This is a genomic window from Mucilaginibacter sp. P1_A3 (assembly GCF_056406855.1).
Window position 1 is genome coordinate 467810 of record NZ_JBFTZJ010000001.1, and the last position, 13974, is coordinate 481783.

A 13974-nucleotide genomic window follows, 5' to 3' on the forward strand; every position below is an offset into this window, starting at 1 on the left:
AACATGTTGATCGCCCAAATAACTTTGTTTTTACTTAGAGTTCTTTATTTTCACTCACCTAATCAACCATCTACAAATTCCCCTTTTTCAACTCATCTGCCGCAAAATTTGCTGCACGCGCGGTTAATGCCATATAAGTTAGTGATGGATTTTGACATGCGGAAGATGTCATCGCTGCGCCATCAGTAACAAAAACATTTTTGGCATCCCACACCTGGTTATGTTCGTTCAATACTGAAGTTTTAGGGTCGCGGCCCATGCGCGCTGTACCCATTTCATGAATGCCATCGCCTATGTTATGTCCTCTGTCATGTGTTTGAACGTTTTTAACCCCGGCACTTTCAAGCATTGCTTTGGCTTCTTTAACAATGTCGATGCGCATCTTCATCTCATTCTCTCTTATCACCGCATCCATAGCTAAAATAGGCAAGCCCCATTTGTCTTTACGGGTTTTATCCAACGTAATCTTGTTATCGTGATATGGCAGTAGTTCGCCAAAACCACCGATGCCTATTTGCCAGTCCCCCGGTTCGGTTATGGCATCTTTGTATTGCGCACCAATATTCATCTCTGCAATTTCACGGCTCCAGCCTGTTCTGCTCGCTGCGCCCTGGTAACCAAAGCCACGAAGGTAATCGCGCTTATCGCCAAATAAGTTGGCAAAGCGTACCACATAAATACCATTGGCCCGTCTGCCGTAGTAATATTTATCCTCAAAACCCTCTACCGAACCGGAAGCGCCCAGGTTGTAGTGGTGATCCATAATATTATGCCCTAATTCGCCACTGCTGCTACCTAAACCATCTGGCCAGATATCAGTAGCGGAGTTCATGAGTACCCATGCGCTGTTTAACGCCGAAGCATTGACGAATACAATTTTAGCATGAAACTCATATGTTTGATTGGTCTCGGCATCAAGCACCTCTACACCCGTAGCTTTTTGGGTATCCTTATCATAAATAATTTTAGTAACTATTGAATAAGGCCTAACTGTTAAATTTCCCGTAGCCAAAGCAGCCGGTAAGGTTGATGATTGTGTACTGAAATAGCCGCCAAACGGGCATCCCTCCCAGCACCTGTTCCTAAATTCGCATTTGGTGCGGCCTGGTATCGCTGCCGTAAGGTTGGCCACCCTGCCAATAATCATATGCCTTTTACCCCCATAGTTCTTTTTAATGCGCTCGGCAACATCTTTTTCTACCCAGTTCAGGTCCATGGGCGGTAAATAATGTCCATCAGGTAATTGTGGTATGCCCTCCAATGATCCGCTGATGCCGGCAAATTTCTCCACATGATCATACCATGGTGCCAGGTCTTTATATCTGATAGGCCAGTCTATTGCCCAGCCATCCTTTGCATTTGCTTCAAAGTCAAAATCACTCCAGCGGTAGCTTTGCCTGCCCCATAAAATAGACCGACCTCCCATCTGGTATGATCGCCACCAGTTAAAAGGTTTAACCTCGTGATATGGTGCCTCCTGCTCATTTACCCAATAGTCCATTATAGCTTCCTGCGCGCCCCAGTTACGTGAAATTACAGGCCTTGCTTTACGTTGCTCCTGTGTTACAGTTCCACGGTGTTCAAAATCCCAGGGATCTTTTGCAGCGGTTTTATAATCTTTAATGTGTTCAAAATTTCTTCCGCGCTCAAGCATAATGGTTTTTAGGCCTCTCCCGGTTAATTCCTTAGCCGCCCAGCCACCGCTGATTCCAGAGCCGATAACAATAGCATCATAGGTATTATCGGCTTTAGCTTTGCCGCTTACATTGTTTAATGGCATAATTTCACTAATTGGTTATAAGTAAATTAAGAAATGGTTTTGCAATTGGATAAAACAATATTATCAATTAAAATTAACTAAAGCAATCATTTGAAAATAAAACTACAATCGATTGTTGCGCAGATTTTAAACCATTATGGTTTGATTGTTACTTTTATAATGCCGGCAAGCAATCTGTTTCCATTTTTCTTACTTTTGCTTTGATCACCATTTTGCTACTATGCTCAAAGTAAGTCACCTATTCATCTACCCAATTAAATCCTTAGGCGGTATTGCGGTTAATAGCGCCGAGGTTACCTCGCGCGGCTTTAAGTATGACAGGCGCTGGATGCTGGTTGATGAACAAAACCGCTTTATTACGCAGCGTGAGCATACACAGATGGCATTGATAAAGGTGCAGATAGAAGACGATGGTTTATTGGTGAGTCACCATTTAAATGGATCTGTTAAAATACCTTTTCGATACCAGGAGCAAACTAAACACAATGTTGTCATCTGGGATGATACCTGCACAGGGGTATATGTTGGGGTTGAGTTTGATGAATGGTTTACTAGGGTTTTAGGGTTAAAATGCAGGCTGGTTTTTATGCCCGATGATGCGGAACGCGAGGTTGACCAGCGCTATGCCCTGCCAGGTATGATTACTTCTTTTGCAGATGCCTACCCTTTTTTGCTCATAGGTCAGGCTTCGTTGGACGAACTGAATTCACGTCTTCATGAGGCTTTGCCTATGAATAGGTTTCGCCCAAACATCGTTTTTATTGGCGGAGAGGCTTTTGAAGAAGATCAAATGAACCAAATGGACATTGCCGCTATTAGTTTTTATGGCGCCAAGTTGTGTGCCCGCTGTATCATGACCACTATAGACCAGCAAACCGGTATAAAAGCTAAAGAGCCGTTAAAAACATTGGCCAAATATAGGTTTAAGAATAATAAAATACTTTTCGGCCAAAATTTGATCCATAAAGGTACGGGCACGGTAACTGTAGGTGACGCCATTACTGTTGTAAGTACGCACAATGAGGAGCGGTTTATAGTTGAGGATAAATCATCACTAAAATGAAACCAACCGTCATAATTGAATATTGCCCAAAATGCAACTGGATGATGAGGGCTGCCTATATGGCCCAGGAGTTGCTTACTACTTTTACTGATGATGTGTATGGTATAACGCTTGTACCCAGCGAAGTAAGCGGCAGATATACCATAAGTATTGACGATGTTGTTTTGTTTGACAGAAAAAAAGAAGGTCGTTTCCCGGAAATAAAGGAATTAAAGCAATTGGTAAGAGATAAGGTTAATCCGGAAAAAAGTCTCGGCCATTCAGATAAAAAGTAGTGTTATGTTAACCTGCCGGCCATTTTCATTACAATAATTCATTTTACCATAATTTAAAAACAAACTAAACTTAAGCGCCTCCGTTTTTAATACGAAAGAACAATGATGCTATTAGCTTTCAAAATTTGTTAATTTTAAATCATTAAAAAGGTAAATAATATAGTATAGTGGTACTCTATAGTATTACTCGATATTTTTATTTAATATTGTTTAACTTTGTAAGTTTTATTTTAGAAAATGCTTTCCAAAAAAACTAAGTACGCTATTAAAGCATTGGTAATCCTGGGCAAAAACATGGATCAGCCACCAATGCAAATTTCACGAATCGCCGAGGCTGAACGTATCCCTAAAAAGTTCCTTGAGCAAATACTACTTGATCTTCGCAACGCGGGTTTCCTGTATAGTAAAAAAGGTGCTGGTGGTGGCTACAGTCTTAATCGCGACCCCAAAGAAATATTTTTGGTAAGTATTATGCGTATAACCGACGGCCCTATTGCCATGGTGCCCTGCGCCAGCTTAAATTTTTACCATAAATGTGATGAATGCCATCAGGAAACAACCTGTGGTATCAGGGATGTTTTTGTTGATGTAAGAGACGCAACCCTAAAGATATTAAGCGAAACCAGCATAGCTGATATCATATCGCGCGAGCAAACGCTCATCAACGTTTAATCTCATAAAACTGTCAAATCGATTCTTTTTTCAATTAAATTCTACCATTTCCCTATACTATGTATATATTTGGTAAATGAATAACATGTGCCCAATTCATACAAGTTATAAAATGCCCCTGCGTTGCTATTTGGCAGTTGGCAAGGCACGGCTATAATTTATATTAACCACACATGCCTCTTTAGCCAAAGCCAAAGAGGCTTTTTTATATAATTGATTAAAATAATTAAGATATGCAGAGCTTCAGAACAGAACTGGAGAACCCGATAGTTGAACAGGACATTATAGATCTGGAAAAAAAGATAAGGGCTTTTCGGGAAGGTAAAATTCATGACGAAAAATTCAGGAGCCTCCGTTTAGCACGTGGTGTTTATGGCCAACGACAGCCAGGTGTACAGATGGTACGTATAAAACTACCATTTGGTAAAGTTACATTTAAGCAATTATTAAAGATTGCCGATATATCTGACGAATACGGAAGCCGTAACCTGCACCTTACCACCCGCCAGGATATCCAGATTCATTACGTAAGTCTTGACCGCACTCCGGAACTTTGGGCCCGGCTGGAGCAGGATGATATTACCCTGCGCGAAGCATGCGGAAATACGGTAAGAAACGTGACCGCCTCTCCTACTGCTGGTATCGATCCGCTGGAGCCGTTTGATGTTTCGCCTTACGCTCACGCTACTTTTGATTATTTTTTGCGAAACCCAATTTGCCAGGAGATGGGTCGTAAGTTCAAGATCTCCTTTTCATCAAGTGACGCTGATACCGCATTTTCCTATGTTCATGATATCGGCGCAATACCTAAAGTTAACGCTAAAGGCGAGCGCGGGTTCAAAATATTATTGGGTGGTGGCTTAGGAGCACAGCCCATATTGGCCAGTATAGTTGAGGAGTTTTTACCCGAGGATCAGTTGATCCCTTATATAGAAGCCATCATCCGTGTATTTGATCGCTATGGCGAACGTAATAACCGGAATAAAGCCCGCATGAAATATCTTATTCAAAAATTAGGATTGGATGAGGTTTTACGCCTGGCTAAAATTGAAAGAACTGCTATTAAGGTAAAAAGCTACCCTATTAACCGTGATGCTGTTGCTTTACCCCTCCTTCCTACAGAAACAAACTATGAGCAGGTTGAGGTAAGTAATCCATTCCGTTACGAACAATGGTTAGCTACAAACGTATTTGAGCAAAAGCAACAAGGTTTTTACGGTGTATATATTAAAGTTCCTGTTGGCGATATCTCTTCAGATACCGCCCGCGAGTTGGTTAAAGTTTTGGAGCCATTGGTAGCCAACGAAATTCGCATCACCCAAAACCAGGGCTTGTTGTTAAAATTTGTACGTAACGAGGCACTGCCTGTTTTATATGAAGGTTTGGCCAAGCTGGATCTTGCCACGCCTGGTTTTGATACCGTGGCCGATGTAACTACTTGCCCCGGTACAGATACATGTAACCTTGGTATCAGCAATAGTATGACCATGGCCCGCGTGCTGGAAGACCTGATCTATAATGAATACGAAGACTTTATTTATAACCGCGACATTAAGATAAAAATAAGCGGATGTATGAATTCATGCGGACAGCATGGTTTGGCACATATTGGTTTCCATGGCAGTTCACTTAAGGCCGGCACCAGGGTGTTGCCTTCTGTACAAGTAATGTTGGGCGGTGGTACTGTAGGCGATGGCGTTGGCCGGGCTGCCGAAAGAGTAATCAAGGTCCCATCAAAAAGAGCTACTGATGTTTTAAGGATGGTATTGAATGATTATAAAGAGTTTTCTCCCGAAGGTGAAACTTTCCATGCCTATTATGACAGGCAGGGTAAAGATTATTTTTACCGGATGTTAAAACCTCTTGCCGATTTAACCACCCTTACCGATAATGAATTTGTGGATTGGGGACACCAGGAAACTTATGTTAGTGCAATTGGTGTTGGTGAGTGTGCCGGTGTGGTGATAGATTTAGTTGCTACCCTTTTGTTTGAATCTGAAGAAAAAATGGGTTGGGCTAACGGCTCTTTTAAAGAAGGCGCATGGTCTGATGCTATTTATCATTCTTATAATGTATTTATAAGTTCGGCTAAAGCGTTGTTGCTTGATAAAGGCATAAACAGCAGTACACAGATTGGTATAATCAGAGAGTTTGATGCACAGTATGTTGCAACGGGCGAGTTTGCTATGCAGGGAAGTTTTAATGACGTGGTATTGCAGATTAACCAGAATGAACCATCGGCCGAATTCGCAGCTGCATATTTAGCACAGGCTACTGAATTTTTAGGAAAAAGTAAAGCTCAAAGAGAGGCATTGGTACAATAATGACTGATAAAATAAAAGAACCCAAAATAACTTTAGTGGGTGCGGGTCCTGGTGATGCCGATCTGATTACAGTTAAAGCTATAAAAGCGTTAAAAACGGCCGATGTTGTTTTGTATGACGCATTAGTGAATGAAGAGTTACTTGACTACGCCCCAGAAACAGCTACACGGGTATATGTTGGTAAACGTTCCGGCGATCACACTTACTCACAAGAAGTTGTAAATAAATTGATGGTTGATTATGCCATTAATTACGGTCATGTTGTAAGGCTTAAAGGCGGCGACCCATTTGTATTTGGTCGTGGTTTTGAGGAACTGGATTTCGCGGCATCGTTTAATATTCCGACATCTGTTATTCCGGGGATATCGAGCTCAATAGCGGTTGCCGAATTACAGAATATCCCTGTTACACACCGCGGTTTAAGCGAAAGTTTCTGGGTAGTTACCGGCACCATATCAAACGGTAAAATATCACCTGATATGTATGATGCGGCCCGCAGCAAAGCAACTGTTGTTGTACTGATGGGAATTAACAAATTGGCCGAAATTGCAGAGATATTTAAGAATGAAGGTAAAAGCAAATTACCTGTGGCAGTTATACAAAGCGGCACCACAGTTGATGAAAAAGTTGCTATAGCTACAGTGGATACCATTGTTGATGCTGTTAAGGAAAATAAGATTGGTTCGCCGGCTATAATTGTGTTGGGCGAGGTAGTTTCGTTGCACCCAAAATTTCAGTTGATCAAAGAGATTTATGACGTTGTTGCCCAAGGATAAAAGTTTAACCAAGATTGAGCACGAAGATATCGGCGGCAACCAATTGTTCCCCGTATTTTTGAAGCTGAATAACCTGCATACAGTATTGGTAGGCGGAGGCAACGTGGGCCTTGAAAAGCTAACTGCTATTTTAAACAATAGTAATTACGCCAAGGTAACCATAATCTCCAGGGAGTTTTTGCCAGAGATACATAGCCTTGCATCAGTTTATGAAGGCTTAAACATTATCCAGAAATCATTTACTGATGACGATCTGAATACCGCGGAGGTAGTTATCGCTGCTACTAATGATAGCGACCTGAATAATTACATCCGCCAATCGGCCCATGACCGCAAATTGCTCATCAATGTAGCCGACAAGCCCGAACTCTGTGATTTCTATTTAGGATCAATAGTGCAAAAGGGTGATCTTAAACTGGCCATATCTACCAACGGGAAATCGCCAACCGTAGCCAAACGTTTAAAAGAAGTACTGAACGAAAGCCTGCCCGATGAGCTGGACGCCACCCTGCAACAAATGAGCGCTTTAAGAAATACGCTCAGCGGCGATTTTGCCGACAAAGTTAAAAAGCTTAACAGCGTAACGTCGGTACTGGTTGAACCCAAATCGGCGGTAATTAAGAATTTTATCTGGCTGATATGGTCAACTATTATTCTTTCCATAGCCATAGTTATAACTGCCCTATATTTTAGAGAACCAGCGTTTAAAACATTTGTAGAGGGTGTAAACCCGCAGTTCTACTACTTTTTAGGGGCCGGCTTTTTATTTGCCATGATTGATGGGGCCATAGGCATGTCATATGGTGTTACCTCTACTACCTTCTCCCTGTCAATGGGCATCCCTCCTGCTTCGGCCAGTATGGGTGTTCACCTTTCAGAGATCATGAGTTGCGGTATTGCCGGTTGGATGCACTACCGCATGGGCAATATCAACTGGAAACTGTTTAAATTACTGGTGATACCTGGTATTATTGGAGCCGTAACTGGTGCTTATTTGTTATCGTCGCTGGAGCATTACAGCATGTACACCAAGCCTGTGGTTTCCGTATATACTTTAATATTGGGTTGTGTAATATTATCAAAAGCGTTTAAAGTAAAGCGCAAAAAGTCGGTAGATAAAGTAAAGCGGATTTCGCTATTAGGTTTAGGCGGTGGCTTTATTGATGCTGTTGGTGGCGGTGGCTGGGGATCTATCGTATTATCAACACTAATAGCAGGTGGCCGCAGTCCTATATTTTCATTAGGTACGGTAAAGCTTTCAAGGTTTTTTATAGCGATGATGGGTTCTATTACCTTTATCGCCATGGTAAGCAGCGATCATTGGCAGGCTGTTGCCGGTTTAATATTAGGTAGTGCTTTGGCATCACCTATTGCAGCAAAAATTTCTAACAAGATATCCACCAAAACCATCATGGTATCAGTAGGTATCATTGTAATATTGGTGAGTGTTAAATCAATTGTTTCCTTTATTTTAAAGGTGATATAATATGAACGAGGTAGTTAAACACATACAAGCATCTACAGCAGGTTTAGATCCTGTTGAAGCCCTTACCAGGCTGGCTGAACTTTTCCCTGGCGAAATTGTGTTTTCGACCAGCTTTGGCTGGGAAGACCAGGCGATTAGTCATATGATCTTCGCCAACAAATTGCCTATCAAGGTTTTTACTTTAGAAACCGGCAGGCTTTTCCGCGAGACATATTCTGTTTGGAGCAGTACTATGGACAGGTATAAACAACCTATTCATGCCTACTATCCTAACCAGGAGTTGTTGGAGCAAATGGTAAGCGCCAAGGGGCCAAACAGTTTTTACGAATCAGTAGAGAATCGTAAAGAATGCTGTGGCATCCGTAAGATAGAACCGCTGAAGCGGGCTTTAAAAGGCAATAAACTATGGATCACCGGTATTCGTGCCGATCAATCTGTAAATCGCCACGATATGGAAGATGTGGAATGGGATGAACAAAACCAATTGGCAAAGTATCATCCTATTTTTCATTGGACTTTAGATGACGTGAAGGCCTACATCAAAAAATACAACATTCCTTATAATTCTTTGCATGACAAAGGCTTCCCGAGTATTGGCTGTATGCCATGTACCCGCGCCATAGCCGAGGGCGAAGATTTCCGGGCCGGTCGCTGGTGGTGGGAAGATCAATCCAAAAAAGAATGTGGATTGCATGAAGTAACGGCGAAGTAAATAAAGACACTTTTTAATTATAAATTTATGCCAACCTGTCTGATGATCGGTTGGCTTTTTGTTATGACTCGATTTTAGGATTAGGCGGGACTTCTTATTTGTTTTTTTTGCTGAAGAAACTTTTTATTATCCTGAACGATTTGAAGCATCTGTTATTCGCTATACTTTTCGCCTTATACAGTTTGGGTTAGATCCTTCATTGCTACCTATGACGTTGTTGCAAAAATAACTTTTTGTCATCCTGAACGCAGTGAAGGATCTATTATTCGCCATGCTTATTCGCCCTGTACAGTCTGTGAATAGATCCTTCGTTCCTCAGGATGACAAACTTTTTAAAAGGTCATTTCCCCTTCATAGTTTTACGAAATTTCATTATTCAGGATTGACAAATTTCCTTAACGTCAATTTCCCTTCAAAGTCCCGGAGTTTTTATCTTCATATTGACGTGTCTTGTAAAACAAAAAGCGGATAAGGTTTCCCTCATCCGCTTCTAAAAAAACTATATAAAACGTATTAAAAAGCTGCTATTTATTTACCTGCAAGCAATCCATCCAGAGTAACCGATATATAATACAAGCCGCCAATAGTTGGGCCACCTGCATACTGGTAATAACGTTTGTTAAATATATCGCTTGCTCCTGCTTTAAATGTAGCATAGTATTGCGGCACGCGGTAGGTAACCTGGGCATCAAATGTACCTATTGAAGGAACACTACCGGTTACCAGCGGACTTTCCCACAGGAATGAATTTTGCCATTTGTAAACAATGTTAAAGCCTACATTTTTCGCTACTTCGCGGTTACCAAATGATACGTTACCAGACCATTCGGGCGTGTTAAAGCCAGTAACAAAAATATCCGATTTGGATTGTGCTTTCAATTTATTAAAGCTCACGTTACCAGATACTGTATATCTTTTATAGAAATTGTAGCTGATACCGGCAGATGAGCCATAGTTATTATAAATATTTTTAGCATTGGTGTAAACGCGGTACCTGCTCTGGCCCTGGCTTGCAGCGTTATTTGCTGTAGCTGTAGTTGGGTCGCGGTTGATATCAAGCATAGACAATACGCCTGCATCAGTGCCTACTTGTGTGCCATTTGGCACAAATACCTGTACTTGTCCAAGAAAGCCGTTGTAACGATTTGTATAAGCATCAATATCAATAAATACTTTATTATCTAACACAATACCCTTGTAGCCCACTTCATATGAAGTGATCTGCTCTGGTCTTGATGGTGGCAGGTCGGCTACTTTCAACAGGTTCCTGTTGGCTAACGCAACCTGATCGCTACCTCCTGCTGCATTCACAGCAGCGTTAAAGGCAACTACAGATGATTGTGTATAGCTGTTACCCAAATAGCCTAATCCTTCATTAATAAAAGGTAAGCTACCCACACGTTTAACACGACCGTTGTTTACATAAGACAATGCCTCGAACAATGATGGGAACCTGTAACCGTTCTGGAAGGTAAACCTGAAATTATGGTTCTCATTCACGCTATAAACCGCAGCTAAACGAGGTGTAAATTTAGGTTTAAAATAAGGGTTGTAATCCCACCTTACCGAGCCAAATAATTTTAATTTTTCATCGAAAAAAGTTTTAGTTACCTGGGTAAAGGCGCCATATTTTTTGTAGATCACATCTTTACCAAAGCTACCATCCGCAAGCGGCGTATTTCTATCAGCTATCGCACGACTAAAGTCAACAAAGTTGTTACCATCAGGGGTAATTGAATATACACGCACATCGCCGCCAACCAACAGGTCAACAACTTTCACCTGACTTGTTAAATCCCATTGCGCCTCTGCGTTATACATATGGCTTTTTTGTACCAATGCGGCCCCACCGGTAAGAGGAGCATTTGGCAATAGCTTTGCATTATATATATCCCAATTATTGATACCAATAATTGTTTTTCTTAAAGCATCAAATTCAGGTGTACCCGGTTCTACCCTGCCTTTATCGGCAGCTGCACGTGCAGCTTGTTCAGCTGCAGCAAGGTTTGCTGATGTTAAAACGCCACCATTGTAAGCTTTAAGGGCATTTCCATAAGTTGTACCCCAGGCGGAGTTGCTTGCATGATTCAGGTCAAGGTTATCTGCCAAAGGTTTTACGTTGAATGAATTACCTGTATTCTCAATTGATTCATAAGCACGTACTAAAAATTCCTTTCCTTTTAACTCAACTTTATGGTTTTGCACAGTGGCTCCCTGTAAGGAAATTTTGTTACCGCGTTGAAACACACCATCCATCTTGCCATAGCGATAAGTGTATGATAATATGGTGCTGGGTGTTAATTTATAAGCCAATGTACCATCCAGTTTTAAATTGGATACCTTAGGGTTAACCAGGTCAACTTCATTATATCCTGTACGGGCCACGGTAAGGCCTGGTCTTGCTACGCCATCTACGGTAATGCCTTTTACAACAACAGTATTACTGCCTGCAAGCGCATCATCACCATATTTGTTCCAGCCATCGTAAGCTGCATTGTTTGTTCCGGTTAATTCAGGATAAGCAGGATTTGCAGATTTTAAATTGGTTGGATTCTGATCCTTGCGGGTATCTGATTGCCAATCCTGGCCTTGCAGATAACTGGCGTTCAGTTTAAAAGCAAACTTATCGTTAAAAGCTTTGGCAAAGCGTATAGCAGTTTCGTTAAGTGCACTTGCCCCTAAACGATCGTTACCAACATGGTTTAAACCCTCGCGGTGATAAACGCTTAATCCCTGGTATTTGAAAGGATCTTTGGTTAATAAATTGGATAAACCATTTATAGCGTTAGTGCCATAAAGGGCAGCGGCTGCACCCGGCGTAATTTCAATGCTGGCGATATCCAGCTCGGTTGGGCCAATGGCATTACCAAGCGGTACGCCTAAGGTTGCCGATTGCATATCAACACCATCAACCAGCTGCATGAATCTAAAGTTGTTTGGGCTATTAAAACCACGTGTATTAGGTACTTTCAGCGTAATACTGGTGGTGGTCATTTGTACTCCCTTCACGTTCTCCAATGCGTCATAAAAACTTGGGCCGGGAGATTGTTTCAGGGCATTGATACTCAACTTTTCGATAGCCACCGGCGAGCGTAGTAGTTTTTCTTCCTTGCGGGAAGCCGTAACCACCACCTCGTTGATCAATAACGATTGGCTGACTAATTGGATATTTACGGAACTGTTTGCATTTTTAATATAAAACTCCTGCGGCTGAAAACCTATTGCGGTAAAAATTAAAGTATAGGGTAATTTAGCACTGGTAGTTAAAGAAAATTTACCGGTACTATCAGAAAAAGTTTTGTTTGTAGTTCCTTTTATGCTTACAGTTGTACCTACTAATGGCTCGCCATGATCATCTTTTACAATACCACTTATTATATAGGAGCCATTAAGTTGTGCGTGGCCGACGGCCGGGACAAGAACCAGGAAAAGTACAATGAACTTTAATGAATTAATAAATATTTTCATGAAAAGGGAATAGCGAAAATTTAAAATATGTGTTGATTAATCTGATGTTAAATAGATGTAGGATGATACTATCAACAACAACACATAGTGGAGAGCTGCATTTTAAACAAATTGGAGGCATTAATCAAGTAAATATGATACATAATCTATGGAATTAGTCGACAAAAATATAAATTATTTCTTTTGTACCAAGACTTTTATTCTTTTTTTCGTCTTTTAAGGCCGAATCTGATTATCAGCCCTATTAAATCTACCATTTTAGTGGATATATTTTAAAATAATCCGGCTCTGTTCCACCTCAATTTTGTAATATTGGCGGCTCAACATGTACTAAGCAATGTCTTTTAATTACCAACGCATCATTATTAAAATCGGCTCCAATGTTTTTACCCAGGAAAATGGCTTGCCCGACCTGCAACGTATAGAGCATTTGGTTGGTCAGATAGCCGCGATAAAAAAACAAGGCAAAGAAGTGATCCTGGTTTCATCGGGAGCCGTTGCATCAGGCAGAAGCCTGATCACCATCTCCGAAAAATATGATGCTATTGCCGCAAGGCAGCTTTTAGCTTCCATAGGCCAGGTAAAGCTCATCAATACTTATTCTCAGCTTTTTGAGCGTTTTGGAATCCTTTGTTCGCAGGTATTGGTTACCAAGGAAGATTTTAGGGACAGGATGCATTACCTTAACATGAAAAACTGCCTCGATCTGTTGTTACAACACCAGGTGATACCCGTTGTTAACGAAAATGATGTGGTATCAGTAACTGAGCTGATGTTTACAGATAATGATGAACTGGCCGGACTAATTGCTTCCATGCTGAACGCGCAGGCATTAATCGTTCTAACTAATGTGGATGGTATTTATAATGGCGATCCAAAAGCGCCCGGATCCGCGGTGATTGAGGAGGTTGAAGGCTCTGTGGTTAACTTTGCCGAATTTGTTTCTTCCGGTAAATCGCAATTTGGTCGTGGGGGGATGATAACCAAGTCAACCATGTCGCAAAAAACGGCTCAGTTGGGTATAGCTGTGCACATAGCCAACGGTAAAAGGGACAATATCCTTACCGATGTGCTGGAGAACAAAGTGATTCATACGCGCTTTATTCCCAATAAAACAGCCTCCGGCAAAAAGAAATGGATTGCCCATTCAGAAAAATCGGCCACAGGTGTGGTACTGGTAAATGAGGGTGCTAAAAAGGCCCTCTTATCAAATAAAGCTACCAGCTTGTTACCTATAGGAATTACAGAGGTAATAACCGATTTTAAAAAAGGTGATATTATTAAACTGGTTGATGAAAACCATAAACTGATTGGCCTTGGCATTGCAGAGTACGGCGCGGACAAAACACGCGAGCAAATCGGCCAAAAAAATCAGAAGCCTTTGGTGCATTATGATTATCTTTATTTACAGGGTTAAC

Annotated in this window: 10 protein-coding genes; 8 read left to right on the top strand and 2 right to left on the bottom strand. The window is 41.4% G+C overall.

Annotation, left to right across the window (positions count from 1 at the left end):
- Positions 1 to 70: 70 nt before the first annotated feature.
- Positions 71 to 1780: a GMC oxidoreductase gene (locus AC1D0K_RS02000; protein ID WP_295713160.1), complete on the bottom strand. Its 1710-nt coding sequence runs from the start codon at positions 1778 to 1780 to the stop codon at positions 71 to 73.
- Positions 1781 to 2000: 220 nt separating this feature from the next.
- Here AC1D0K_RS02000 and AC1D0K_RS02005 point away from each other — a divergent pair, with 220 nt between their 5' ends.
- From AC1D0K_RS02005 to AC1D0K_RS02035, 7 genes are all read left to right on the top strand, one after another.
- Positions 2001 to 2843, top strand: coding sequence for an MOSC domain-containing protein (locus tag AC1D0K_RS02005; protein ID WP_477399681.1), 843 nt, complete (start codon positions 2001 to 2003; stop codon positions 2841 to 2843).
- Positions 2840 to 3118 carry an Rdx family protein gene (locus AC1D0K_RS02010; RefSeq protein WP_477399679.1) on the top strand — a complete coding sequence of 93 codons (279 nt, stop codon included), beginning with the start codon at positions 2840 to 2842 and terminating at the stop codon, positions 3116 to 3118. The genes AC1D0K_RS02005 and AC1D0K_RS02010 overlap by 4 nt, the downstream gene beginning before the upstream one ends.
- A gap of 237 nt (positions 3119 to 3355) precedes the next feature.
- The gene (locus AC1D0K_RS02015; RefSeq protein WP_295713166.1) at positions 3356 to 3790 is read left to right on the top strand and encodes an RrF2 family transcriptional regulator; all 435 of its coding nucleotides are present in this window, start codon (positions 3356 to 3358) and stop codon (positions 3788 to 3790) included.
- Between the two features lie 233 nt (positions 3791 to 4023).
- Complete coding sequence (locus AC1D0K_RS02020; RefSeq protein WP_477399406.1) at positions 4024 to 6114, top strand: nitrite reductase; 2091 nt, start codon at positions 4024 to 4026, stop codon at positions 6112 to 6114.
- Complete coding sequence (cobA, locus tag AC1D0K_RS02025) at positions 6114 to 6890, top strand: uroporphyrinogen-III C-methyltransferase (RefSeq protein WP_477399404.1); 777 nt, start codon at positions 6114 to 6116, stop codon at positions 6888 to 6890. The genes AC1D0K_RS02020 and cobA overlap by 1 nt, the downstream gene beginning before the upstream one ends.
- Entirely contained in the window at positions 6868 to 8376 is a 1509-nt protein-coding gene (locus AC1D0K_RS02030; RefSeq protein WP_477399402.1) for a TSUP family transporter, read from the top strand. Before cobA ends, AC1D0K_RS02030 begins: the two co-directional genes overlap by 23 nt.
- Before the next feature lies 1 nt (position 8377).
- Positions 8378 to 9088, top strand: coding sequence for a phosphoadenylyl-sulfate reductase (locus tag AC1D0K_RS02035; RefSeq protein ID WP_477399400.1), 711 nt, complete (start codon positions 8378 to 8380; stop codon positions 9086 to 9088).
- Positions 9089 to 9616: 528 nt separating this feature from the next.
- Here AC1D0K_RS02035 and AC1D0K_RS02040 read toward each other — a convergent pair.
- Positions 9617 to 12556 (bottom strand): TonB-dependent receptor, encoded by a 2940-nt coding sequence (locus tag AC1D0K_RS02040; RefSeq protein ID WP_477462984.1) that lies wholly within the window; start codon positions 12554 to 12556, stop codon positions 9617 to 9619.
- Positions 12557 to 12893: 337 nt separating this feature from the next.
- Between AC1D0K_RS02040 and proB the strand changes: the two genes are divergently transcribed.
- Positions 12894 to 13973: a glutamate 5-kinase gene (gene proB, locus AC1D0K_RS02045; RefSeq protein ID WP_477399467.1), complete on the top strand. Its 1080-nt coding sequence runs from the start codon at positions 12894 to 12896 to the stop codon at positions 13971 to 13973.
- The last annotated feature ends 1 nt before the right edge of the window (position 13974 follow it).